The sequence below is a fragment of the Desulfosarcina ovata subsp. ovata genome (assembly GCF_009689005.1).
Lineage (GTDB): Bacteria > Desulfobacterota > Desulfobacteria > Desulfobacterales > Desulfosarcinaceae > Desulfosarcina > Desulfosarcina ovata.
This window is the reverse complement of sequence record NZ_AP021879.1, coordinates 922,003-947,935: the sequence shown is the minus strand read 5'-3', so window position 1 is coordinate 947,935 and position 25,933 is coordinate 922,003. Positions and strand designations below refer to the sequence as shown.

At 46.1% G+C, this 25,933-nt stretch carries 25 protein-coding genes; 23 read left to right on the top strand and 2 right to left on the bottom strand.

Annotation, left to right across the window (positions count from 1 at the left end; all coding sequences use genetic code 11):
• The first annotated feature begins 380 nt into the window (after positions 1 to 380).
• The 16 genes from GN112_RS04170 (at position 381) to glmM (ending at position 16,462) form a co-directional block, all read left to right on the top strand.
• Complete coding sequence (locus GN112_RS04170) at positions 381 to 1,544, top strand: glycosyltransferase family 4 protein (RefSeq protein WP_155309072.1); 1,164 nt, start codon at positions 381 to 383, stop codon at positions 1,542 to 1,544.
• A 100-nt stretch (positions 1,545 to 1,644) separates the two neighbouring features.
• Positions 1,645 to 2,667 (top strand): polysaccharide biosynthesis protein, encoded by a 1,023-nt coding sequence (locus tag GN112_RS04165; protein ID WP_155309071.1) that lies wholly within the window; start codon positions 1,645 to 1,647, stop codon positions 2,665 to 2,667.
• A 31-nt stretch (positions 2,668 to 2,698) separates the two neighbouring features.
• On the top strand, positions 2,699 to 3,829 hold the full coding sequence (locus tag GN112_RS04160; protein ID WP_155309070.1) for a polysaccharide biosynthesis C-terminal domain-containing protein: 1,131 nt from the start codon (positions 2,699 to 2,701) through the stop codon (positions 3,827 to 3,829).
• On the top strand, positions 3,826 to 4,944 hold the full coding sequence (wecB, locus tag GN112_RS04155) for a non-hydrolyzing UDP-N-acetylglucosamine 2-epimerase (RefSeq protein WP_197743254.1): 1,119 nt from the start codon (positions 3,826 to 3,828) through the stop codon (positions 4,942 to 4,944). Before GN112_RS04160 ends, wecB begins: the two co-directional genes overlap by 4 nt.
• Entirely contained in the window at positions 4,932 to 6,179 is a 1,248-nt protein-coding gene (locus GN112_RS04150) for a glycosyltransferase family 4 protein (RefSeq protein ID WP_155309069.1), read from the top strand. Before wecB ends, GN112_RS04150 begins: the two co-directional genes overlap by 13 nt.
• A gap of 10 nt (positions 6,180 to 6,189) precedes the next feature.
• Entirely contained in the window at positions 6,190 to 7,158 is a 969-nt protein-coding gene (locus GN112_RS04145; protein ID WP_155309068.1) for an NAD-dependent epimerase/dehydratase family protein, read from the top strand.
• 12 nt (positions 7,159 to 7,170) lie between these two features.
• Complete coding sequence (locus GN112_RS04140) at positions 7,171 to 8,181, top strand: MraY family glycosyltransferase (RefSeq protein WP_155309067.1); 1,011 nt, start codon at positions 7,171 to 7,173, stop codon at positions 8,179 to 8,181.
• A gap of 14 nt (positions 8,182 to 8,195) precedes the next feature.
• The gene (locus tag GN112_RS04135; protein ID WP_155309066.1) at positions 8,196 to 10,070 is read left to right on the top strand and encodes a polysaccharide biosynthesis protein; all 1,875 of its coding nucleotides are present in this window, start codon (positions 8,196 to 8,198) and stop codon (positions 10,068 to 10,070) included.
• 188 nt (positions 10,071 to 10,258) lie between these two features.
• Complete coding sequence (locus GN112_RS04130) at positions 10,259 to 10,543, top strand: nucleotidyltransferase domain-containing protein (RefSeq protein ID WP_155309065.1); 285 nt, start codon at positions 10,259 to 10,261, stop codon at positions 10,541 to 10,543.
• The gene (locus GN112_RS04125; protein ID WP_197743253.1) at positions 10,540 to 10,989 is read left to right on the top strand and encodes a hypothetical protein; all 450 of its coding nucleotides are present in this window, start codon (positions 10,540 to 10,542) and stop codon (positions 10,987 to 10,989) included. Before GN112_RS04130 ends, GN112_RS04125 begins: the two co-directional genes overlap by 4 nt.
• Positions 10,990 to 11,011: 22 nt before the next feature.
• On the top strand, positions 11,012 to 12,238 hold the full coding sequence (locus GN112_RS04120) for a protein GlmU (protein ID WP_155309064.1): 1,227 nt from the start codon (positions 11,012 to 11,014) through the stop codon (positions 12,236 to 12,238).
• A 250-nt stretch (positions 12,239 to 12,488) separates the two neighbouring features.
• Positions 12,489 to 12,716 (top strand): AbrB/MazE/SpoVT family DNA-binding domain-containing protein, encoded by a 228-nt coding sequence (locus GN112_RS04115; RefSeq protein ID WP_155309063.1) that lies wholly within the window; start codon positions 12,489 to 12,491, stop codon positions 12,714 to 12,716.
• Positions 12,717 to 12,942: 226 nt separating this feature from the next.
• Positions 12,943 to 13,680, top strand: a complete 738-nt coding sequence (locus tag GN112_RS04110; protein ID WP_155309062.1) for a hypothetical protein — start codon at positions 12,943 to 12,945, stop codon at positions 13,678 to 13,680.
• A 20-nt stretch (positions 13,681 to 13,700) separates the two neighbouring features.
• Positions 13,701 to 14,681: an ISAzo13 family transposase gene (locus GN112_RS04105; protein WP_162458776.1), complete on the top strand. Its 981-nt coding sequence runs from the start codon at positions 13,701 to 13,703 to the stop codon at positions 14,679 to 14,681.
• A gap of 15 nt (positions 14,682 to 14,696) precedes the next feature.
• On the top strand, positions 14,697 to 15,107 hold the full coding sequence (locus GN112_RS04100) for a type II toxin-antitoxin system VapC family toxin (protein WP_155309060.1): 411 nt from the start codon (positions 14,697 to 14,699) through the stop codon (positions 15,105 to 15,107).
• Positions 15,107 to 16,462, top strand: coding sequence for a phosphoglucosamine mutase (gene glmM, locus GN112_RS04095; RefSeq protein ID WP_155309059.1), 1,356 nt, complete (start codon positions 15,107 to 15,109; stop codon positions 16,460 to 16,462). Before GN112_RS04100 ends, glmM begins: the two co-directional genes overlap by 1 nt.
• 82 nt (positions 16,463 to 16,544) lie before the next feature.
• Here glmM and GN112_RS04090 read toward each other — a convergent pair whose 3' ends face one another.
• On the bottom strand, positions 16,545 to 17,240 hold the full coding sequence (locus GN112_RS04090) for a Bax inhibitor-1/YccA family protein (RefSeq protein ID WP_155309058.1): 696 nt from the start codon (positions 17,238 to 17,240) through the stop codon (positions 16,545 to 16,547).
• 148 nt (positions 17,241 to 17,388) lie between these two features.
• Here GN112_RS04090 and GN112_RS04085 point away from each other — a divergent pair, with 148 nt between their 5' ends.
• The 7 genes from GN112_RS04085 (at position 17,389) to fusA (ending at position 25,196) form a co-directional block, all read left to right on the top strand.
• Positions 17,389 to 17,682, top strand: a complete 294-nt coding sequence (locus GN112_RS04085) for a hypothetical protein (protein ID WP_155309057.1) — start codon at positions 17,389 to 17,391, stop codon at positions 17,680 to 17,682.
• 97 nt (positions 17,683 to 17,779) lie between these two features.
• A complete protein-coding gene (gene xseA, locus GN112_RS04080) occupies positions 17,780 to 19,144 on the top strand; it encodes an exodeoxyribonuclease VII large subunit (protein WP_155309056.1) in 1,365 nt (454 codons plus the stop codon).
• Between the two features lie 42 nt (positions 19,145 to 19,186).
• A complete protein-coding gene (xseB, locus tag GN112_RS04075) occupies positions 19,187 to 19,426 on the top strand; it encodes an exodeoxyribonuclease VII small subunit (protein ID WP_155309055.1) in 240 nt (79 codons plus the stop codon).
• A gap of 5 nt (positions 19,427 to 19,431) precedes the next feature.
• Positions 19,432 to 20,337, top strand: a complete 906-nt coding sequence (locus GN112_RS04070) for a polyprenyl synthetase family protein (RefSeq protein ID WP_155309054.1) — start codon at positions 19,432 to 19,434, stop codon at positions 20,335 to 20,337.
• 33 nt (positions 20,338 to 20,370) lie between these two features.
• Positions 20,371 to 22,308, top strand: a complete 1,938-nt coding sequence (gene dxs / locus GN112_RS04065; RefSeq protein ID WP_155314126.1) for a 1-deoxy-D-xylulose-5-phosphate synthase — start codon at positions 20,371 to 20,373, stop codon at positions 22,306 to 22,308.
• Complete coding sequence (locus tag GN112_RS04060) at positions 22,268 to 23,017, top strand: TlyA family RNA methyltransferase (protein ID WP_155309053.1); 750 nt, start codon at positions 22,268 to 22,270, stop codon at positions 23,015 to 23,017. The genes dxs and GN112_RS04060 overlap by 41 nt, the downstream gene beginning before the upstream one ends.
• 112 nt (positions 23,018 to 23,129) lie before the next feature.
• Positions 23,130 to 25,196, top strand: coding sequence for an elongation factor G (gene fusA, locus GN112_RS04055; RefSeq protein WP_155309052.1), 2,067 nt, complete (start codon positions 23,130 to 23,132; stop codon positions 25,194 to 25,196).
• A 160-nt stretch (positions 25,197 to 25,356) separates the two neighbouring features.
• Here fusA and rbr read toward each other — a convergent pair whose 3' ends face one another.
• Positions 25,357 to 25,932 carry a rubrerythrin gene (gene rbr / locus GN112_RS04050; protein WP_155309051.1) on the bottom strand — a complete coding sequence of 192 codons (576 nt, stop codon included), beginning with the start codon at positions 25,930 to 25,932 and terminating at the stop codon, positions 25,357 to 25,359.
• Position 25,933: the final 1 nt, after the last annotated feature.

Here is a 25,933-nt window from a genome sequence, read left to right as displayed (position 1 = left end):
GAGAAATTGGATACAAGTCAAGCGGGATATCGCACCAAGCAATCGGAATCGACTTTAGCGCCTGTTGAACGATGCTCATGAACTTCTTCCCGATGTTCATCGATTTCCGGCGATTGAACCGAAAAAGATACTCCTCCAGATGGTTCTGAATGAGTTCAAAGTTATTTAGTCTAATATAGATTTATAGGTGCCTGCAAAAGCTGGATAATTAGGCAAAATAAATAAAATTTACAGTATCTTACGGTAAACATAGGAATTCATGATCGGAAATTGTTTCTTCTCACCTTCTCTTACAAGTTTTGCATGGGGATAGTGATACTCAACACCTAAATCGCTAAATTTAGGTGTGTTTATAATATCTGATGAAATAGTATTAGACAATGACAATAGAGAAACAGTTAATACACATATGCAATGTTATTGAAGAAGGCCGTTTTGGAGGCCCTGCACGTCGAATCGTACAAGTAGCCAAGGCCTTGAAACAACATGGTGTTGAGACAATTGTTGTTTACCCGAGATATGACTCTAAGATTTTATCCCAGGAAGTGTTCAAGGCCGATATATCAAGCAATGCTCTTGTGATCACGCGGCTGAGCAAGGAAAAGCAAATCCTCGCCAAGTATATATTTTGTTTTTTTATTGAAATCTATTGTCTCTGGAGATTTTTCAGAAAGAATACTTTTGACTTGATTCATGTTAACGGATCATACCAGTTTAAAGCGGCAATTGCAGCAAGGTTATCCGGGAACCCGGTTGTTTGGCATCTGAATGATACCTATGCGCCATCAATTTTAAAAAAAGTGTTTCATTGTGTCGCTCCTATATGTGCAGACGGATTTATCATAGCCGGGAAAAGAGTGTTTTCTTACTATATCAAAGGGAGGTCACTGGCTGAAAAGCCTGTCCAGGAGGTTCATGCGCCTGTTGATATGACCCTTTTCGATCCTTCCAATTATTCAGAGCATGTAAGAGGGAAAAATGAAGATGTTGTCATTGGAACGGTTTCAAGCGTGAATCCTGCAAAGGGGCTGGAGTATTTTGTCGATACGGCTATTGAGGTGATCAACCGGTGCCCAAATGTAAGATTTCTTATCGCTGGAGCTATTTTAAATAGCCAGAAACAATATTTTGAAATGATTCAGAGAAAACTAAACAACTTTTCCGAGGCCGGAAAAATAACATTTTGCGGCCTTATAGAAGATGTTCCCGAGTTTATTTCAAAGCTTGATATTTGTCTGTTTTCTTCTGTTACCGAGGCCAGTCCCACATCAATATGGGAGGCAATGGCCATGGCCAAACCTATCGTGACGACTGACGTGGGTTCCGTCAATCAACACCTGAAAAACGGCGTATCCGGATTTGTTGTCCCTGTTAGGGATTCAAACGCCCTGGCAAACAGGACACTGGACTTGATAAACCAGCCTGATTTGAGAAAAAAATTCGGTAAAAATGCCAGAAGATATGCTGTCAAATATTTAGGCATTGACGCCGCTGCCCAAAAGCATAAAGAAATTTATAAAATCATTCTTGAAAAGAATATTTAGCTTTTTGAGTTAATAAAGCAATAAGATAACAATCAAATTTATACGAAACTGGTCATAGATACAAGTGGCCTCGACATCACGTTTGATATGGAAAGAATATATGTTTGATAATAAGGTGTTATTAATTACCGGTGGGACAGGTACGTTTGGGAATGCCGTGCTTCGTCGTTTTCTCGATACAAATATCGGCGAAATCAGAATTTTTTCACGAGACGAAAAAAAACAGGATGATATGCGCCATCAATATCCAAACCCAAATCTTCGATTTTACATCGGGAATGTTCGGAACGAAAGCAGCTTAAAAGATGCGCTAAGGGGAGTTGATTTTGTTTTTCACGCTGCAGCACTCAAGCAGGTTCCGTCTTGCGAGTTTTTTCCCGTTGAGGCTTTGAAAACGAACGCAATGGGTACGGAATATATGCTTAGAGCCGCAATGGAAGCTTACGTTAAACGTGTAATTGTATTGAGCACTGATAAGGCTGTTTATCCGATTAATGCCATGGGAATATCAAAAGCCATGATGGAAAAAATTGCTGTCGCCAAATCCAGAGTGGCAAATGGAGATACCGTAATCAGCTGCACACGTTATGGGAATGTCATGGCTAGTCGTGGGTCGGTTATCCCCTTGTTTATCCGGCAAATTCAAAATAGTGAGCCACTAACATTAACCGATCCCAATATGACACGTTTTATGATGACAATTGAAGATGCTGTAGAGCTGGTTATTTATGCGTTTCAGCATGGAAATCCAGGCGACATTTTCGTTCAAAAATCACCTTCATGCACAATCGGTGTTTTGGCTGAAGCTATCAAACGTTTATTAAATGCAGACAATCCAATAAAAGTAATTGGAACACGGCATGGTGAAAAACTTTACGAGACATTGTTAAATAGAGAAGAAATGTCGGTTGCAGAAGATTTAGGAGGATATTATCGTGTCCCAGCTGATAACCGTAATTTGAATTATTCCGTATATTTTGATGAAGGAAGGGAAGAAATCGCTTTGAAACAAGATTATAACTCCCATAATACGGTCCTACTCAATGTTGATGAGATGTGTGATTTGTTATTGAAATTGGAATGTATTAAAAAAGCCATACGTGGTGAAAAAATTGATGACTGATAATAATATTATTCATTAACAGGAGTTCCTATTGAATATTTTAGTAACTGGTGCAAACGGGTTTATCGGAAGAAACCTGATTATTAACCTCAAACGTTTAAATGATTGCGAGATATCAGAGTATGATATTGATTCAAATTATGATGATTTAAAAGCCTTCCTCATTAAAGCTGACGTAATCGTTCATCTTGCTGGTGTAAACCGTCCTGAACGCGATAATGAATTTCGAAAAGGTAATTCCTTGTTTTCTCAGCATATATGTAATATATTATGCGAAATTAAAAGGCAGCCTCTAATCATTTTTGCTTCATCGATCCAAGCTGAACTTGACAACCCGTATGGTATTTCCAAGAGGATTGCAGAGCAGGAATTCTTTAGGCTGAAAGAAAATTACAATGTTCCCGTGGCTGTTTTCAGACTCCCCGGGGTATTTGGTAAATGGTGCCGACCGAACTACAACTCTGTTGTGGCCACTTTCTGTTATAATATTGCGCGAGGCCTCCCAATAACCATTTTTGATCCAAATCATAAGATAGATCTCGTATACATTGACGATGTTATTAGAAGTTTTATTGACGTTATTAATCATGAATATACTGAAACAGGGAATAATTTCTATTCGGTCAAGCCTGTATATAACATTTCCCTTAAGGATTTAGCTGATACGATTCAGTCTTTCCGGGATTCTCGTACTTCCCTAAAGCTTCCAGACTTTAATGATAGAATAGAAAAGTGCCTGTATGCAACTTATTTGTCCTATATGCAGGAAGATGACTTTGCCTATTCATTGGAACAGCGAATCGATCAGCGTGGAGAACTGGCAGAATTGCTTAAATCCGACTTTGCCGGTCAGATATTTGTTTCAAGAACCCGTCCCGGTATTACCCGCGGAGATCATTATCATGATACAAAAGTGGAAAAATTTGCAGTATTAGACGGGGAAGCGGTAATTCGTTTTCGGCAAATTTATACGAATGAAATAATTGAATACCCAGTATCAGGTAAAGATTTTAAAGTGGTTGATATACCTCCTGGATATACACACGCTATAGAAAATATAGGGAATAAAGACCTGATTGTACTTTTTTGGGCTGATGAAATTTTTAATCCTTCCACACCGGACACATTTTTTGAACCTGTTATTAAGGGAAACAAATCATGAAAGTCATGACAGTTATCGGTACAAGGCCCGAAATAATAAGACTTTCTCGAGTAATGGCAGTATTGGACCGAGATATGGACCAAATTTTAGTTCACACCGGTCAAAATTATGATTATGAATTAAATCAGGTTTTTTTCGATGATCTCGAAATTCGAAAGCCGGATTATTTTCTAAATGCCGCCGGACAAACTGCTTGTGAGACCGTTGGACAGGTAATAAATAAAGTCGATAAAGTTATAGAAAAGGAAAAACCAGATGCTCTTTTAGTACTTGGTGATACAAATAGTTGTCTGGCAGCCTATCCAGCTAAACGTCGCAAGGTACCGGTTTTTCATATGGAAGCAGGAAACCGATGTTTCGATCAAAGGGTTCCTGAAGAAATAAACCGAAAAATAGTCGATCACATAAGTGATATTAACATGCCATATAGTACAATATCACGTGAATATCTTCTAAGAGAGGGTATACCTCCTGATCGCATAATAAAGACCGGAAGTCCCATGTATGAAGTTATTCATTATTATATGACCAAAATAAAAGCCTCGGAAATTATTGACCAACTTAGTCTCAAAAAAAATGATTTCATATTGGTCAGCTGTCACAGAGAAGAAAATATTGATTCAGATCTTAATTTTTTTAAATTTGTGAATCTGCTGAATAGGTTGGTTGATAAATACAATCAAAGAATAATTGTCACAACGCATCCACGCACACGCAAGCGGATAGAAGAAAACAATGTTGATCTAAACCATAAGGTCGAGTTGCATAAACCTTTTGGTTTTTCAGACTACGTAAAGCTGGAAACAAGTGCTAATTTTGTGTTGTCAGATAGCGGAACGATTACTGAAGAAGCCTCTATCCTTAATCTGTCCGCTTTGAATATCAGAGAAGCACATGAACGGCCTGAAGGTATGGAGGAGGCGTCTGTGATGATGGTGGGATTAAACATCGATACGATTTTAAGTGCTTTAAGTATTTTGGAATATAGGAAAATTAATGAAGAGGCCTATAATAAAATAGTTGCAGACTATGAAATACTGAATGTTTCAGAAAAGGTTACACGCATCATTTTAAGTTACACCGACTATATAAATAAGGTAATATGGCGAAAATAACATTCTTAAGCTTAGTATTCCCACCTGATAGTGTTTCAACAGCTCAAATAATGGGAGAGTTGGCGATTGAGTTGAAGAAATATGGTCATGACGTAAACGTAATAACAACAACCCCTCATTATAACAGAGACCTGAAAGCAGAGACAAAACAACCAATAAGCAACTTTTTTGGCAAGTTAATACAGAAAAGTGATTATCATGGAATTCCAGTTTATCATATATTGATGCTGAAAAAAGGGCCTAATGTGTTGGTTAGACTCTTGGCATGGTTAAATTTTCATTTTTTAAACACGATTGCCAGCATAAAATTATTAAAGAATCCTGATATGTTAATTGTCCCCTCACCCCCCCTTACAATGGGGATAAATGCCTATTTATTTTCTCTTATTCATAAATGTAATTTTATATACAACGTGCAGGAGATTTATCCTGATTATGCTATCAAGCTAGGCGTGATCAAAAATCAGCCTATTATCGCTATCCTTTATGCACTGGAAAAGTTTGTGTATAAAAAATCAAAGGCCCTGACTGTGATTGCACCGAACATGGCTAAAGTAATTTTAAAAAAGGGTGTGAGTGCTTCTAAAGTGCATCTCATATCAAACTTTGTTGATACCGGTGAATTGTTTCCTCAACCTAAAAAAAATGATTTCAGCAAAAAAAACAATTTAACTGATAAATTCGTTGTCAGTTATGCCGGTAACATGGGTACAGGGCAGGATCTTGAGACTTTTATTGAATGCGCTGATATTTTGCGACAAAATCAAAATATTCATTTTTTGATGTTAGGTGATGGAGTTTTAAGTGGCCGCCTGAAAAATAAAGTAAAAGAATTATCTTTAAATAACTTTACATTTCTTGATTATCAACCGTATTCCTTAATGCCTCAAATATATGCGTCTTCCGATCTTTCGCTCGTTCCTCAATTGAAGGAGATAACCGATGCAGCAATACCATCCAAGGTTTACCGTATTATGGCTTGTGGTCGCACAGTTCTGGCATTAACCAAACCGGAATCAGATCTGGCCAATTTAATTAAAGAAGCTCATTGTGGCTATATTGTTAACGCCGGATCACCCGATGATTTATCTAAAACAATTTTAGCTGCCGAAAAAAATCGTGGCCAAGTAAATAGTATGGGTTTATCAGGCCGTAAATATGTTGAAGAGAGATATTCCCGTGATCACATAGCCGAACAATATCACCATCTCATCCTTTCTTTAACTATAAAATAGAAAATAATAAATGAATAATAACGAAATCCTGATAACCGGGGCCGCAGGGTTTATTGGGTCTGCTTTAGTAGAGAGATTATCCAGTACATATCGGATGATTTGTTTGGATCAGTGCAAACCACCTTTAAAGAACGAAAACAGTGTTTGGGAGAGTATTGATATTACAAACATGGAAGCCATCTCTTTGTTATTTAAAATATACACCCCTGATATTGTTATTCATTGTGCTGGAATTGCCCATCAAAAAGTTGGTTCAGTTGATAAAACTGCGTATATGCACGTCAACAGCGAAGCCACCAAGAAGATAGCATCACTTGCTGCCGTTAATAATAATCTTCACTTCATTTTTTTATCTACAATTTCCGTTTATGGTGAAACAGACTTGATACAGCCTGTTTGTGAGGATTCCAAATATAATCCCTCAAGTGATTATGCTTTAAGCAAGTTGGATGCAGAGTATCGTCTTATAGATTTATATGAAAAAGGATTGATTCATAAACTTACAATTCTACGCCTATCACCCGTATATGACAAAAATTTTCGATTAAATCTGGAAAGACGTATATTCGGACCAAAAAAAATTTTCTATGTTATGTTTGGAAACGGACAGCAGACGATGTCTGCACTTGCAAAGCCTAACATTTTAGATTTTATAGAATATACACTTCAGATACGAGACGATGATCGCAGCCTAGATATAATAAACATGAGTGATGATTGTCCTTACTCCTTTTATGATATTATTCAAGTTTTTAAAAAGAATAAGATTTACAGCTATAAACCTGTAATTCCTATGCCCTTATCTATGGTTTGGTTACTAACTCGTTTAGCAGGAATATTTTTTAGGAAACAAAAATTATGGTTTCACTCGTGCTATTCAAAAGTTGCCAATAGTTTAGTTTTTGATAATACCCGGATGCTGCAAACGGGATTTAAACATAAACACAATTTAAGTTCAGTTCTATCGAACAATAGTTGATCGAAGATTTCAATGATATTATTTTTGCTTCTTATATATATTTTTTTAGGAAGTTTGGGGGCATGGTTAATATTGCGGTATGCAGGCACCATTGATCTCTTAGACCATTCAAATGATAGGAGTTCGCATAAAGGAGTTATTCCAAAAGGTGGTGGAATTGGTATATTGGCTGCAATTGTTATTTCCTCCATATCTGCCAAGATAACTCCTGCTTTTTGGGGAGCGGCAACCGCCCTTTCTTTTATAAGCCTTTTGGGTGATCGAAAAGAGATATCCCCAAAACTTCGCCTGACTGTTCAGTTTATTTCGGCAATCATTTTTTTAGTTTTTTCTCACCAATATACTCATACCTCTTACCCTATACCTGCCATTCTTTTTTTTGTTTTGTTTATTGTCGCTACTACCAACTGGTATAACTTTATGGATGGCATTAACGGTATTGCTGCCATTACAGCTATAGTAGGATTTAGTCTGCTTACATATTATAATCTTGATTCTCATAGTAATAACAAATTAACAATATTGTCGGTAAGTATTATTTTTTCATGCCTTGGTTTTATGCCTTTCAATTTTCCAAAAGCTAAAGTATTTATGGGGGATGTCGGTAGTATTTTGATTGGATTTGTTTTTTCCTCGTTTGTAGTTATGCTTTCTGACAATTTTCTTGATTTTGTATGTCTTACCGGTTTTTTGTTTCCGTTTTATGCAGATGAATTTGTTACAATGGCAATCCGCCTGAAGGACGGAGAAAATTTTTTTAAAGCCCACAGGAGACACTTTTATCAGTTGTTGGCAAATGAGATGAGTATTGAACATTGGAAGGTTTCCATAGGCTATGGATTGTTGCAGTTGATTGTAGGGCTTTCTATATTGTTTACCAGACCTTTCGGTGTTTCTTATGTGATCCTAATACTAAGTTGTTTTTTGGCTGTATTTATCATCGCAAACTATATCATTCGGAAGAAATTGGGCGTGAGATATGAAGAAATAAAAGCCAAAAGTCATAAAAAAATAAGAAATTAGGAATAACAAACAATATGAACAGGTTAGCTTCCAGTAAGAATTTTTATGTGCTGGTCTTGTCGGATATTGTACTGCTTACACTTTCCTATCTTATCGCCTATGCAATCCGGTTCGAAGGGCAAATTGGGATAGAAGAGATAACAATCATTAAACAAACGATATTTCCAATTTTAATTTTTAAGTTGATTGTATTTTATTTTTTCAATCTATATAGGGGGATGTGGCGATACACAAGTATTGTGGATCTTCTGAACGTTACAAAGGCAATATTAATCAGTTCGGCTGTAATCATAATAACACTACTCATGCTCAGTCGATTTGAAGGGTTCTCCCGAAGTGTTTTTGTTATTGATGCAATTTTTTCTTTGATTTTTATTGGTGGAAGTCGTCTGGCCATTAGAATTCTTTTGATCGGTTCAACGGGAACAGTTCAATTGTTAAGAGATGGAAAAAGCAAACAGAAAAGAATATTGATCATCGGCGCTGGTGATGCGGCTGAGAGAATTATCAGAGAAATCAAAGATAATCCATCGCTAAATTATAAAATTGTCGGATTATTGGATGACGATCAAAAGAAAAATGGAATGATTCTCCATGGTGTAAAGATTGTCGGGAAAATAAATGCGTTACCGGAAGTTATCGATACACTGAAGGTTGATGAGATAATAATTGCCATTCACCAAGTAACCGCCGAGGCTATGCGGAAAATCGTCCAGATGTGCGAGAGCACAAATGTTAAATACAGAACATTGCCCAGTTTGAGTGAAATCATCGACGGCAAGGTTAGCATCAAGTCGGTTCGTGATATATCTTACAAGGATCTTCTTGGAAGGCCGGTTGTCGAACTTGAAAATGATAAAATCTCTGAACTGCTAACCGAGAAAGTAATCATAGTCACCGGTGCCGGCGGATCGATTGGATCCGAATTATGCCGGCAGGTCTGCAAGTATAAGCCAGCATTGGTTGTGCTTTTTGATGCAAGCGAGTCGAATCTGTATGCCATTCAGATGGAATTGAAGCATGTTATTACTTATGTAAAGTATCGTGCCGTGCTTGGACGGGTTCAGGACAAAAAATTAGTAGATGCTATACTTAAAAAATACTCACCTGATGTCATTTTTCATGCAGCAGCGTATAAACACGTTCCCCTCGTGGAAAGAAATCCTTGGGAGGGTGTATTCTCAAACATAATCGGTACGAATACAATGGTTGGGGCGGCAATAAAACATAAAGTGAAACGATTCGTTCTTGTTTCGACAGACAAGGCGGTCAGGCCTACCAACATTATGGGGGCCTCAAAACGTGTGGCAGAAAAGATCGTTCAATTCCAAAATTGCGGCGAGACAAAATTCATGGCGGTTCGCTTTGGCAATGTCATCGGAAGCTCTGGATCGGTAATTCCCCTATTTCTTAAACAAATAAGAAAAGGGGGGCCGGTCACCATCACCCATCCGGAAATCACACGTTACTTTATGACCATCGAAGAGGCTGCGCAATTAATTTTACAGGCTTTCACCATGGGGGATAAATGTGAAATCTTCATCCTTGAGATGGGAACGCCTATTAAAATTGTAGACATGGCTCGGGATCTAATCAAGTTGTCTGGGAAAATTCCAGATAAGGAAATAGAAATCAAATTTACAGGCCTTCGTCCAGGTGAAAAGCTATATGAAGAATTGATTACTGAGGGGGAAGGAATTGTCAAAACCGATCATAAAAAAATTCTTGTGTTAAGAAACGGATCGAATGTTTTTGATATCAAATGGTTTGATGAAAAGCTTCAAGAACTCTGCTTACAGGCAGGCAGTCACAATGCCCAAGGGATAAAAAACATCCTAAAAGAAATTGTTCCCGAATATAAGATGTCGGATGATGAAGCTGTCTGTTGATTTCATGATCTATTCAAAGTGAGCTGGCGTTTTGTAGCCAAATGCCACCTATTGCGACGCAGCACGGGTTTGTCGTGACAATGGATTGTTTTTGAAATCATTTTTAATTCGTCTGAAGGACGTCGATCTGGAGCGGCAAAAAATTCCCATGGTTTAAACGAAAACGGATGATGCCAACGTAAATAAACATGCGATTGTCTTCGGAGGAAAAAAAAATCATCGTCGGTGCGGTGCTCAACCTGGATGCAAAGGCACGGATTTATCTGTTCGGATCCAGAGTTGATGACCGGCAAAAGGGTGGGGATATTGACATCCTGATTTTATCCGATTGTCTGACGTTCAAGGACAAGCTGAAAATTAAAGCCAATTTATTCGAAACCATGGAAGATCAAAAAATCGATTTGCTCATTGCAAGGGACGAGAGCGATCCCTTTGTCAAAATCGCCTTGGATACGGGGGTTCGGCTGAATTGAAAAATGTAAAAGCAGCCATGCAGGAAGAATTAAAGGAGTTAAACAACGCTTGTGAAGTGTTGGCATATTCCTATGAAAAGTGTGCCCGGATCGGTGTACAGTCGGGGCTGTCCAATGAAGCGTTGGAAAGCTTCGAGGCACTGACCGGAAGATTCGCCAGGCTCAGTGATATCGTCATCCAAAAAATTTTCAGATATTTCGATGTACTGGAGCTGGAAGCACCCGGAACCGTCCGCGATCGCATCAACCGGGCTGAAAAAAAAGGGCTGATTGATAACGCGGAGGATTTCATTCAAATTCGGTTGCTTCGAAACGAAATTGCCCACGAGTATAAATCCGAAACAATCTACCGAATCTTTGAAAGTGTTTTGGAATTGGCACCGGTGCTGCTGAAAAGCGTTGATCAAATCATTTCCTATTCCAAACGTTACGTCGATTGTAAATAGAGTGAGGAGAAAACGGGCCGCGATGATTGACCGTTTGATCAAAAAGGGCGTACAGATCACCAACCCGGAAAGTGTGCGGATCGGAGACGATGTCGAATTTGATCGTATCAAAGCCAAAGGCGTTGCCATTCACACCGGCTGCAAAATTTTCGGCGAAAAAACCCTGATCTGCGAGGGCGTCCAACTGGGATACGAAGCTCCCGTCACCATCAAAAACTGCTACGTCGGTCCCCATGTCAAACTGAAAGGCGGTTATTTCGAAAACGCCGTTTTTCTGGAAGGTGCCGAGGCCGGTTTTGGTGCCCATGTGCGCGCCGGGACCATTTTTGAGGAGCAGGCCAGCATTGCCCATACCGTCGGTCTGAAACAGACGATCCTCTTTCCCTTCGTCACCCTGGGCAGCCTAATCAATTTCTGCGACTGCTTTATGGCGGGCGGCACCAGCCGGAAAAATCACAGCGAGGTGGGCAGCTCCTACATCCACTTCAACTATACCCCTAACCAGGACAAGGCCACGGCATCGCTGATTGGCGACGTACCGGGTGGCGTCATGCTGAATCAGGCACCCATTTTCCTGGGCGGGCAGGGCGGTCTGGTCGGTCCTTGCCGCATCGCCTATGGCACGGTCATCGCTGCTGGATCGATTTATCGCAAGGATCAGCTCAAACCGGATCGGCTGGTATTCGAAGGCGGGGGCAGGGGCGGGAGCGTGCCTTACACCACCGGTATCTACCGGAGTGTCAAGCGCCAGGCGATGAACAATTTTATCTACCTGGGCAACCTGGTGGCGCTGATGGCCTGGTACAAACATGTCCGCAAACAGTTTGTCGGGAATCGTTTCCCGGATGCACTGTTCCACGGCCTCGTCGATATACTCAAGATGGCTATTTTTGAACGGGTAAGGCGATTTTATGCTTTCTGCGAAAAATTGAAAGCTTCCGCCGGTCTGTATCGCCGTCATGCAGGGGAGGGCGCATCCGCCGCCCTACTGGCTCAAAAAGATGATCTTTATGCCAAACGAAATGAAATCGACAGCGTCATCGAAACGGTTTTGCGTGAAATCGACGAGCAGGGCAGTAACGATTTCATCGCTCTGATCGAACAAAAACGCCTATCGACAAACGGTTCCTATCTTGATGTAATCCTGGATCTCGATGGACGGGAACAGAATATTGGCTCAGCCTGGCTCCAGAGTATTGTCGATCATCTTGTGGATGAAATGCGATCACTTTTTCCGTCACTTGGATAGCGGGGCCGGTACTACTCAATGGGAAAGAATGCTTGACACCGCGATTAGATCGCTTTACTTTCTGGTAAGGCGATTGGCGGAAAAGAATATACCAGGCTGCGCCAGGATTTTCATTCGTATTCAAGGCGGGCTTTTTTACGCATAGTGGGGCTATGTGTGGAAAAGCCCAACGCAGAAGACCGATGAAAAGACAAGCAGGCGGGTATATTCTTTGACAGAAATCGCCTAAGACAAAATGGAGGTCGAGCACATGCCACTTGCCAGAGTCAGCAGCAAATCCCAGATCGTTTTACCGGCAGCAATAAGAAAAAAGCTTCAAATAAAGCCGGGCGACGAATTGGAAATATCCATCCGGGACAATGAAATCGTGATCGTCAAAGCTGCCGTTTCAGCGACCGAGGCCCTCGATGCATGCGGATCGGAAATTTGGCGCGGATACGAAGAGGAACTCAATAAATCCCGGGATCAATGGAATTAAGACCGGAAAGACTTCCGCGTGGCCTAAGGAACAGCCTATAAATAACTTCGTCTATTAAGGTGATATGCTAACATTTTAAATTTATCCAAATATCTATTAAAAATATTGTTTGCGACAATAAACTATTAAAATATGGTGCGTTACAGGACTTTGATTGTTTGACGCTCTGCGGTTTAAATGTTATAGTGTCAACTATATAACAATTTAAAGTTGACACTATAACATTATGAACATTCAAAAATATCAATCAAAAGACCTGGAGCAGTTTTTAATACGTCAAAAAATCAGCACGTTAAAAGAGATTAAGACAGTGCTCGGCACCGATGTCGATATGACGGCTTTTAGAAAACTTAAACAATTGTCGTATCGATCAAGTTACTCACATGGGGGCAGATACTACACCCTGGATAAAGTCGCCAAGTTCGACGACAACGGCCTATGGTGTCACTTGTCTGTATGCTTTTCACAGCATGGCAACCTGCTTTCAACTCTTGAGCACTTGATAGCAGGATCGGAAGCAGGTTTTTTTGCCAAAGAACTTGAAGCGCTGTTGGCCGTTAGTGTTAAGGAATCGCTTTTACGTCTGATAAAAAAAGGCAAAATCGATAGGAAAAAAGTCTCCGGCGTTTACCTGTACTGCGCAGCCGATGCTTCTATGCGCAGGCAACAATTGCTGGCTCGTCGGGTCAAGCTTTCGGATACCGAAGACTTTTCGGACGAAGTCAAAGCAGCGATTATCTTATTCGTCAGCATTCTTGATGAACAGCAGCGGCGACTTTTCGCCGGACTTGAATCGTTAAAACTGGGTCATGGAGGTGATCTGCGCATTGCGGATCTGCTGGGGCTGCATCCTCAAACCGTTGCCAAGGGCCGCCGGGAACTCATTGACCAAGACATTGTTGTCGATCGCACCCGCAAGAAAGGGGCCGGTAGAAAACCTGTGGAAAAAAAACACCGGAAGTGATCGAGGAGATCAGAAATCTTTTGGAATACGACACCGCCGGAGACCCGATCACGGGGAGAAAATGGACCCGTCAAACCCCGGCAAAGATAGCCCGCTTGCTTGAAAGACGTCTCGATATCCGCGTGTCGGCGGCAACCGTTCGGCGACTATTAGACGAGCTCGATTATTCATTGAAGGCCAACAACAAAGCCCTTTCGGCCGGATCGCATCCAGACAGAGACAAGCAGTTCGACATCATCAAGCGCCTTCGGGAAAACTTCAGCGCGACAGGAGATCCGATCATCAGCGTGGACACGAAAAAGAAGGAATTGATCGGCTTGTTCAAAAATAATGGTCGCGTGTGGTGCGACGAAGCCACCAAGGTCAAAGATCACGACTTCCGATCCGAGGCATTGGGTATAGCTTCCCCCTATGGCATCTATGACGTCGGGCTCAACAAAGGTGTGGTGGTGATCGGAAAGTCGGCAGATACACCTGAATTTGCGGTCAACGCCATCACTACTTGGTGGCAGAGTTCTGGCAAGCATCAATATCCAAGGTCCAAACGCGTTCTAATTTTAGCCGACAGCGGCGGAAGCAATGGAGCCAGGCCACGTGCATTTAAAAAGTTTCTTCAGCACCGGCTTGCCGACGGGCATGGTCTTGAAATTTCGGTTTCGCACTATCCGACAGGAGCAAGCAAATGGAACCCGGTGGAGCATCGAATGTTTAGCGAAATCAGTAAAAATTGGGCCGGGATACCTTTAGAAAGTTTTGATATCATGCTCAATTTTATTAATGATACCGATACCGAAACAGGGCTTCAAATCAAGGCATATTTTGACGAGCGAGAATATGCCAAAGGGATAAAAGTCCCAGACAAGGAATTCAAAAGCCTCAATATTTCAAAGAACAAGGAATTGGGCAATTGGAACTATACGATCAAGCCCTCATGTCCAACAGCAAAAGCAGAAGCTATGAGATGGGAAGAACTTTTAAAATGTGAACTTATTTCTGACTGAACCCTAAGTTACGGAATCGATACCGTAACACTGATCTATTTTCTTGAACGTCACCCAACGTTCTACCACCCGGCAAAGAGATTCTTTCAGTTGGTTGAAAGGGGTGAAATATCGGCGATTGTCTCGTCGCTCGTCTTTTCCGAACTCCTCGTCCCGGCTTTTCGTGCGAACGAACAACGGCGTGCGAATACCATTGTTCGGGTGCTAAGCAATTTCCCGAATCTGACGGTTTTGCCCATGACAACACCAATTTCAATTGCAGCCGCACGCTTGCGTGCGCTTCACGGTCTTCGCACACCGGATGCCATACATGCGGCGACGGCTGTGGAAGGCGGTGCAACGGGTATGATAACAAATGACAAGCACTTCCTAAAATTGGTGGAGTCCGATTTCGATGTTTGGCTGTTTAAAAAAGGGGGGCCATAATGGGCAAACTGTTCGGGACCGACGGTATCCGGGGCGTGGCCAATCAATACCCCCTGGACTGTGAAACCGCATTAAAGGCGGGACGGGCCATCGCTGCATTTTTTGGTGATCAAAAAAATAACACCGGACGATTTCTGATCGGACGCGATACGCGCATCTCCGGAAGCATGCTGGCCTCTTCGCTGGCAGCCGGCATCTGCTCCATGGGGGGCTCGGTGTGGCTGGCCGGTGTCATGCCCACCCCCGGTGTGGCCTACCTGACAGCAAACGGCGGGTATGATGCCGGCATCGTGATTTCCGCCTCACACAACCCTTTTGGCGACAACGGCATCAAGCTGTTTCAAGCCGATGGATTCAAACTCTCCGATACGGATGAGCGCGCCATCGAAGCATTGATTCTGGAAAGTGGGGCACTTTGCGAGAAAAGTGCAGCGATCCGCCAAACAGGAACCATCCATGATCTTGAATTGGCCCGGCAACACTACACCCAATTTTTGCGTGGCAAATTTACATCTGACGGTTCATTAATCGGCCTGAAACTGGTCATCGACTGCTCCAACGGGGCGGCAAGTGGCATCGCCACTAAACTTTTCGAAGAACTGGGCGCTGATGTCATCGCTCTTTTTTGTGAGCCGGATGGGACCAACATTAACGATAACTGCGGATCCCAGCATCCGGAGATCCTGGCCCAGCGGGTTGTCGCCGAACATGCGAACCTGGGACTGGCTTTTGATGGCGATGCCGACCGGCTGATCGTGGTCGATGAAAACGGCTATGTGCTTGCCGGGGATCAGATCATGGCCATCTGCGCCCGCTGGATGAAGGGAAGGGGTGCGCTTTCAAATTCGTTAGTGGTGTCGACGGTGATGAGCAACCTGGGTTTCGGTGTGGCTCTGAAAAAGATGGGTATCCGGCATATCAAAGCCGGCGTCGGCGACCGTTATGTTATGGAAGAAATGGTCAAGGCGGGAGCGGTTCTGGGCGGTGAAGACTCCGGGCATCTGATTTTTTTGAATCAACATACCACCGGTGACGGCATGCTGGCGGCATTGAACCTGTTGGCGGTCATCCAATCTTCAAAACAGACCCTATCCGAGTTGGCCACGGTTATGACAACCTTTCCCCAATGTCTGATCAATGTGGACGTCCGCTCCAAACCGCCACTGGATTCGCTTAACCCAGTAGTCCGGGAAATTGAAGCTGCTGAAAAACAGTTGGGGGAGCATGGACGGGTCCTGGTAAGATATTCCGGCACCCAGCCGCAGTGCCGGGTGATGGTCGAGGGGCCCACTCAGGAGGAAACCAGATCTCTGTGCCAAGGCATCGCCGATGTTGTGGCACAGCAGTTGGGATAATCAAAAAAGCATATACTCAAAACTTTGAAATAAAAAAAAGCCCCTGAATCCGGCATTGCCGGATTCAGGGGCTTTTTTTTATTTAGTCGCGATTGCCGCCGAAAATCATCAGCAGATACTGGAACATCAGGATAAAATCCAGATACAGGGTCAGCGCACCGATGATGGCGCCTTTTCTGACCACGGCGGCATCGAGCCCGGCCGGCTGGGAATTGGCCATGGCTTTCAGTTTCTGGGTGTCGTAGGCGGTCAGGCCGGTGAAAACCAGCACACCGATATAGCTGATTACCATCTGCATGCCTGGGCTTTTTAGAAAGATGTTGACCACTGACGCGATAAGAATGCCGATCAGCCCCATGAACATGAAATTACCAAGACCGGTCAGATCCCGCTTGGTGGCCCAGCCGAAGACACTGCAGGCGGCAAAGGTTCCCGCACAGATGAAAAACGTCGAGGCAATGGACGACATGGTGTAGACGAGAAAAATGAATGCCATTGTCGCGCCGTTCAAGGCCGCATAAAACATGAACATTCCGGTTGCCGTGGATGCCTTCATTTTGTGAACACGGCCGGCAAGCATAAAGACCAGAGCGATTTCACCAATAAAGAACAGCCAACGCGCCTGGTAGACAAAACGCAAAATGGGTTCATTGTGGGCCACAAACCACGCCACGCCCCCGGTTAGCGCCAAGCCAATGGCCATCCAGTTGTAAACACTTTGAACAAAGGCGTTGACTCTTACTTGAGCCTGGGTTCCCTGCATTGGAATCGACTGCATCGAAATCCTCCGTATCGTTTTAATTTTAATGGGTTCGATCCATATTTAAGCTATCGGGAATATAACACAGGCTTCTTTATTTTCAAGCGTAAAGCTGATAATAAGCGTTCGGAAAAGATGACATTCGGGATATAATTTAAGCCTTGCCATGAAACCGGAACAGATTTATCAGGAACTCAAAGATCTGGCTGAAAAACTGGGCGTAACGGTTTCCGAACAAAGTTTCCGCAGCACCGGAATCCCGGTGAAAAGCGGATTCTGTATTATTAAAGGAAACATGCACTGCATCATTGATAAAAATATTACGCTTAACAGAAAAACCCGAGTGCTCGCACAAGCGTTGTCCCAACTGCCGCACGAGAATCTTTACATTGTTCCGGCGGTGCGGGAAATGATCAGCAAATATGCAAAAAAGCGGCCGGCCGGAACAGACACGATTTAATTCTCGATTTACTATTTAACATAATATATCTTATCGGACGTTGTAAATATGGTAAACATTTTATCCGAGGCCACGTCAGCACCATTGCGGCACATCCATGAATAACACCACTGATTCTCGGGGCCAGGCACAGCGCCACGTGTTCGAGGTTTCCGAACTGAATCAAAACATTAAGCGAATACTTGAAGATAATTTTCCTTTCATATGGATATCAGGGGAAATATCCAACTTTAGAATCCCATCTTCCGGACACGCTTATTTTACGCTCAAGGATGACCGTTCCCAGATCAGCGGGGTGCTTTTCCGCAACCAGGCAAAGGCGCTGAAGTTCAGGCCCGAAGACGGACTTTCCGTCATCGGGCTGGGGCGGCTCAGCGTCTACGAACCGCGCGGTGCCTATCAGGTTATTTTCGAATACATGGAACCCAAAGGTGTTGGCGCGCTGCAGATCGCCTTTGAACGACTGAAACAAAAATTGGCTGACGAAGGATTGTTCGACGCCAAACACAAACTGGCGTTACCGGTGGTGCCCAAAAAAGTCAGCATCGTGACTTCGCCAACCGGTGCAGCCGTGCGGGATTTTATCCAGGTTGCCCAAAGGCGTTTCGACAATCTGCCACTGGAGGTGGTGCCGGTCAGCGTTCAGGGGGAACGATCGCCGGCTGAAGTGGTCCGGGCCATTCACCTGCTGAACGATTTGGCCACAACCGATGTGATCGTGCTGGCGCGGGGCGGCGGATCCATTGAGGATCTCCGGGCCTTTAACGACGAGGCCGTGGGCCGGGCCATTTTCGCTTCGCACATTCCGGTGGTATCCGCCATTGGGCATGAAACCGATTTTACGATTGCCGATTTTGTTGCCGATCTCAGGGCGCCGACACCATCGGCTGCTGCTGAGATCGTTGTGCCTGCCAAAGCGGAACTCAAAATACAAATTTCAACAATTAAAGAAAAACTTTATCAAACAATAAATAACAAACTTAAAATACTTATTAAACAAATAGACTCGCTAAATGATCGAATTGTTCATCCCAAGCGTCGGCTACAGGACATGCGCATGCGACTCGACGATTATTGTCTGCGGATGGCCGGTTCCATTCGCGAGACCATTCGTCGGCGGAAAGAGCATGCCGAATTCCGTCACGACATGCTGGTCCGCATCAGCCCCCTGTTTGCCGTGCAGGCATTCAGGGAGCGGGTCCATCATTCGGCGGAAGCTTTGATAGTCCATCTGCAGTCCATGTTGGATACGCGAAAATCCGCCATTTCTGCAAACCGTGACATGCTGAACGCCTTGAATCCCATGGCGATCTTGAAACGGGGGTACAGCATTACGCGCACCCTTCCCCAAAAAAAGATCGTCCGCCAGGCAACCGCCGTCAAACTTGATCAGCAATTGGACATCTTGCTGGGCAGCGGCAGTTTGACGGTTACGGTAAAAGAGAAGAAATCAACCGGTTAACCAATCAGGCGGGGCTGCCTGAATAGAGGAAAGGCGGTATCCATGGCGCCAAAAGCAAAACCCAGCTTTGAAAAAGCACTCAATGACCTGGAAAAAATTGTACGGGCATTGGAAAGCGGCGACCTGCCGCTGGAAAAGGCTCTGGAAAAATTTGAAGCCGGCATCAAGCTGTCACGCTATTGCACGGAAACATTGGACGAAGCTGAAAAACGGGTCAATCTCCTGATGGCCGACGCGGACGGCGAAATTGTTGAGAAACCGTTTGATGATCTGGAAAGCTGACAGAAATGGGAACGCGCATTTTCGATCTGAAAAAGTATCTGTCAACGTTGCGGCAGTTGGTGGATGAAGCGTTGCAAGGTTACCTGGAGGACGGTTCGACAAGCACACGGATCGGTCAGGCCATGCATTATTCGGTGATGGCCGGCGGAAAGCGGCTGCGCCCGATCCTGTGTATCGCTGCGGCCGAAACGCTTGGCGGTGATCGGCAGGCGGTATTACCCCTGTCCTGCGCTCTGGAATGCATTCATACCTACTCGCTGATCCATGATGATTTGCCGGCAATGGACAATGATGTTTTGCGGCGCGGGAATCCCACCTGCCATGTCAAATTCGATGAAGCCACCGCCATCTTGGCCGGTGATGCGCTGCTGACTCTGGCCTTCGAAATTCTGGCGGATACGGCCAGCCGCAGCAGTAACGGCGATCCCGTACGCTGGACGACGGTTATCGCCCAGATGGCTGCCGCGGCGGGTTACCGGGGAATGATCGAAGGGCAGATGCGTGACATAGCCTTTGAAGGCATCGCCATCGACACCGACTCGCTGAAAACCCTTCACCGTCTGAAAACAGGCAGAATGATCGAAGTGTCGGTCGCATCGGCCGCCACGGTATGCTGCGCGTCCCAGGATGTCCAACAGGCCCTTCAGACCTACAGCCGGAATATCGGCCTGGCGTTTCAGGTGGCCGACGACATCCTTAATGTCAAGGGTGACCCGCTCCTGCTGGGAAAATCAACCGGTACGGATCAAATGCGCGGGAAAAACACCTATGCAGCGCTCCTCGGGCTTGCCGGGGCGGAACAATTTGCCGACCAGTTGATCAACAAGGCCTTGAATGCGCTTGATATTTTTGATAGTAAGGCTGATTCCCTACGTGCCATCGCACGGTATGTGATCGAACGGAAACGATAAAATCCGGGAGTTGGGACCTTGTCTCCATCCACCATGATTCTCGATACCATTAATTCACCCGATGATCTGAAAAAGCTGAAGCGGGTGGTGCTGCCCGATCTGGCCGAAGAGATCCGCAATACCATTGTCAACGTGGTCTCCGATTCCGGCGGTCACCTGGCGTCCAGTCTGGGTGCCGTCGAACTGGGGATTGCACTGCACTATGTTTTCGATACCCCCCGGGACAAGATCCTCTGGGATGTGGGCCATCAGACATATGCGCACAAACTGCTGACCGGACGCCGTCAACTGTTCCCTACCCTGCGCCGACATGGAGGCCTGTCCGGATTCACCAAACGCAGTGAAAGCCCCTACGATCCTTTTACGACCGGACACAGCAGCACCTCCATCTCAGCCGGTTTGGGGATCGCCTGCGCAAAGCGGCTCAAAGAGGATTCGGCAAAGGTGGTGGCGGTGATCGGCGATGGTTCCATGACGGCCGGTCTGGCTTACGAAGGCCTGAACCAGACCGGAGATACCCATAAGGACAAAGACCTGATCGTCATCCTCAACGACAACGAGATGTCCATTTCCCACAACGTGGGCGCCATCTCTTCACTGCTCAGCCGTACTTTTTCGGCATCCAAGCTTCAGTCGCTGCGTAAGGAGTTCGGCGAATTTTTAAAGTCCCTGCCCCGCATCGGTGAAAATGTTTACCAGTTCGCCAAGCGCAGTGAAGAGTCCTTTAAAACCTTCGTTACCCCGGGAATGCTTTTCGAGGCCTTTAATTTCGAATACTTCGGGCCCATTGATGGCCACAATCTGGATCATTTGATCGATATTTTAAAAAATATCAAAACGATGGATGAGCCGGTACTGCTCCATGTGATTACCAAAAAGGGCAAGGGGTACCGGCAGGCGGAAGATAATCCGGTCTATTTTCATGGGGTCGGTTCCTTTGATGTGGACACGGGGATTTGCCGGAAGAAAACGACCAATGTGCCCACTTACACAGAGGTTTTTGGCAACACCATGGTGGCCCTGGCAGAAACCAATCCGCACATCATCGCGGTGACCGCGGCCATGCCCGAAGGCACCGGTCTGGTGCCTTTTGCCAAGGCCTATCCGGAACGGTTCTTCGACGTCGGCATTGCCGAGCAGCATGGGGTCACTTTTGCTGCCGGCATGGCCACCGAAGGCTTCCGTCCGGTGGTGGCCATCTATTCCACATTTCTGCAGCGGGCTTACGATCAGATCCTTCACGATGTCTGTATCGAACGTCTGCCGGTGGTTTTCGCCCTGGATCGCGGCGGCATCGTCGGTGAGGATGGACCGACCCACCACGGCCTGTTTGACGTCTCTTTTTTGCGCACCATCCCCAACATGGTGGTGATGGCCCCCAGGGATGAAAACGAACTTCGCCACATGCTGGCAACGGCGGTTCAGCACGACGGACCGATTGCCATCCGGTATCCCCGCGGGCGGGGGACCGGTGTGGATCTGGACGACGGCTTCCGGATCTTGCCCATCGGTAAAGGGGAGATCATGGAACATGGAGATGACCTGCTGATTCTGGCCATCGGCAGCAGTGTCGATGAGGCGGTGTGCGCCGCTGCCCTGCTCCGGCAGAACCACCACATCCGGGCAACGGTGGTTAATGCCCGCTTTGTCAAGCCCCTTGACGATGAGCTGATTCTTCCTCTGGCCCGATCCATCCGTAAGATCATTACCGTCGAAGAGAACACCATCCAGGGTGGATTCGGCAGCGCGATCCTGGAATTGATCAGTGACCACGGCATCCAGGATGCAGAGATCAGACGCCTGGGGATTCAAGATTTATTTGTCGAACACGGCCCCCAGGATTTGCTGCGCAGGAAATACAAACTGGATGCCACGGCCATTGTACAGGCCGCCCTTGGTCTGACGGCTGATAGAGAGGCTGCGCTTCACAGTGACCTCCAAAAAGCGAATCGATACGCTACTGGTCGATAGAAAACTCTGCCAGAGCAGAGAGAGGGCCAAAGCGCTGATCATGGCCGGCCGGGTGCAGGTCAACGGGGTGCTTTGCGACAAAGCCGGCGCACAGTTTCCCGTGGCCTGTGAGGTTGCCATCAAAGGCGACGACCTGCCTTATGTCAGCCGTGGCGGGCTCAAACTGGAAGCGGCCCTTCGCGAAACCCACCTGGACTGCGGGGGAATAATCTGCCTCGATGTGGGGGCGTCAACGGGTGGATTTACCGACTGCCTGCTGCAACATGGCGCGGCCCGCGTTTTTGCCGTGGATGTGGGCTATGGTCAACTGGCCTGGTCGCTCAGAAACGATTCACGGGTGGTGGTGATCGAAAGAACCAACATCCGAAAGATCGATCCCGCCTTGATCACGGCTCCCATTGATCTGATCACCATCGATACCTCGTTTATATCGCTGAAGATCGTCGTCCCTGCCATCGTGCCGTTCCTGAAACCCGATGGGTCGATTCTGGCTCTGATCAAGCCTCAGTTCGAAGCCGGTAAGGGAAAGGTCGGCAAAGGCGGTGTGGTCAAAGACCCGGCGCTACACCAGGAGATCATCGATGATCTGCGCTGCTTCTTTTCCGAACGGTCGCTTTACTGCGGTCCGGTTGTGCCCTCCCCTATTCTTGGCCCCAAAGGCAACCAGGAATTTATCATCCTGCTGAAGCGAATGAATTCCGATTTATAATCAGGTTTTATGCTTGATTTTTTTGGGCTTCCAATTTAATAATAGCGGCTTTAACACCACTTCTGCCAGAGGTGCAGAAAATTCCATGGAGAGAGGAGCTTGAGTGGGCCATATGAACGAAACCTTAAGAAATGTTGCACTGGTTGCCCATGGGGGGGCAGGTAAGACATCACTTGCGGAGATCATGATCAACAAGGCCGGCTTGACCACGCGCATCGGCCGTGTGGAAGACGGCAATACGATGATGGATTTTGAACCGGAAGAACTCAAGCGGCAGGCCAGCCTTTCCAGTGGTTTTTTTCAACTGCCTTGGAAAAAGCATACCATCAGCCTGATCGACACCCCTGGTGACCAAAATTTCATCTCCGATGCCAAGCTCTGTATGCAGGCCGCAGAAACCGCTCTCATCGTCGTCGATGCCGTTGATGGCGTCAAGGTCCAGACCGAACAGGTGGCCGAATTTGCATCTGATTACAACCTTCCCTGCGCCATCTTCATCAACAAACTGGATCGGGAGCGGGCCGATTTTACCCGTGCGCTGGAAGACGCGGTGCAGTGCCTTTCTCCCAAGCCGATAATTCTCCAACTGCCCATTGGCGCCGAAGACGAATTCAACGGGATTGTCGATCTGATTGGCATGAAGGCCTACCAATACGATGACAGTGGCAATGCCACGGAAATCGAGATTCCCGCAGACATGCAGGATGCCGTGGAGACCGAACGTGAAACGCTGATCGAAAACGTGGCCGAGGCCGACGACGCGATCATCGAACGTTACCTGGAAGGGGAAACCATCTCCAACCAGGAACTTCGCGACACCCTGAAAAAGGGGATCCTGTCACGTACCTTCGCGCCGGTTCTGTGCGGATCAGCAACCCACAACATCGGCGTGGACCTGCTCATGGATTTCATGGCCACCTGTCTGCCATCCCCCTTGGAGATGCCGCCCAAGCAAGGCGTCAATCCGGCCAACGATGACGCCATCGAACGTGAGCGCGATCCTGAGGCACCCTTTTCCGGATTTGTCTTTAAAACCGTGGCCGATCCCTACGCCGGTCGACTGACCATTTTCAAGGTGATTTCCGGAAAACTGGGCGGTGACGGCAACTTCTACAATTCAACCAAAGAGACACGCGAGCGTTTCAACCAGCTGCTCACCATCGCCGGCAAGGAACAGAAGCCAGCCACCGAAGCCGGACCAGGGTCGATCGTGGCCGTGGCCAAGCTCAAAGAGACGAAAACCGGTGATACGCTATGCGACGAAGGCAATAAGATCCGCTATACCTGTGCCGAGCCCATGCCGACCTTGATTTCATTTGCTCTGGAGTCCAAAGCGACCGGTGACGAGGACAAGATTTATATCTCCCTGACCAAGCTTCTCGAAGAGGACATATCCTTGAAACTCGAGCGCAATGCCGAAACCAAGGAGATCCTGCTTTCCGGTCTGGGACAAGTGCACATTGAAAGCACCATCGAAAAGCTCAAACGCAAGTTCAATGTCGAGGTCCTGTTGAAGACCCCGAAAATTCCCTACCGCGAAACCATCAAGAAAAAAGTCCGCGTTCAGGGCAAACACAAAAAACAGTCCGGTGGACATGGCCAGTACGGGGACTGCTGGATCGTTATGGAGCCCCTTCCCCGGGGTGCCGGTTTTGAATTCGTGGATGCCATCGTGGGTGGCGTGATTCCGAAACAGTATATCCCGGCGGTTGAAAAAGGCATCGTGGAAGCATGCCAGAAGGGACCGCTGATTGGATTCCCCTGTGTCGATTTCCGGGCCACCGTGGATTTCGGCAGTTACCACGCCGTGGATTCGTCGGAAATGGCTTTCAAGGTGGCTGGTTCCCTGGCATATAAAAAAGCCTGTGAGGAGGCCAGCCCGGTGTTGCTCGAACCGGTGATGAAAGTTACCGTGGTCACCCCGGACGAATATATGGGCGATATCATGGGTGACATGAACAGCCGCCGCGGTCGTGTGCTGGGCATGGATTCAGCCGGAAAAAATCAGGTCATTAACGCGGAGGTGCCGCTGGCCGAGTTCCAGACCTACGCACCGGATTTGCGGTCCATGACCGGTGGTCGCGGCATGTACAGCATGGAATTTCTGCGCTACGACGAAGTTCCGGCTCAGATTGCAACCAAAGTAATTGAACAGATCAAGGCCGAGCAGGAAGAGTAACGCGGACGCGTGTCAACCGATCGTTAAATATTCGAAGCTGAAAAAATAGAAAGGCTGCAATCGATCCCGGTTGCAGCCTTTCCTTTTTACCCACTTTTGGATCCCTGCCCCCTATCCGTATCATAACGGGATCCTGGGATCTTCTTGCATCCGGTATCCGCTACCAGGCTTCGGCAAATAGCTCGAAATAGCCCATCGGCCGGACACAGGCAGGGCATTTTTCAGGGGCACCGGCCCCCTTATGGATGTAGCCGCAGTTGCTGCAGCGCCAAACCCGGTCTTTGCTCCTTTTGAATGTCCGACCGGTTTCAAGGTTGTCTGCAAGGGCCAGAAAAGTTTTTTCATGCTGCGCTTCCGCCACTGAAATGGCATCCCAAAAATCAGCGGCCCGGTTAAACCCTTCCTCGCGACCCATTTTTGCGAATCCCGGATACAATTCGGTGTGGACGTGTTTTTCCAGATCGGCTGCAGCAATGAGGTTCTCGTAGGTGGATTTCACCACACCGGTTAAAAAACGGGCGGTGACTTCCAGATCGCCCCCATTAAAGAACTTGAAAAACCGTAAAGCGTGTTCCAGTTCCTGGTCCGAGACCTCCTTAAAAATGTTGGCGATCTGAATAAAGCCGTCTTCTTTCGCTTTGTTGGAGAAAAAGATATACCGCGTCGTTGCCTGTGATTCAAAGGCATAGGAAACTAGTAAATTCTTTGCCGTTTGGCTTTCTCTGAATTTTCCCACT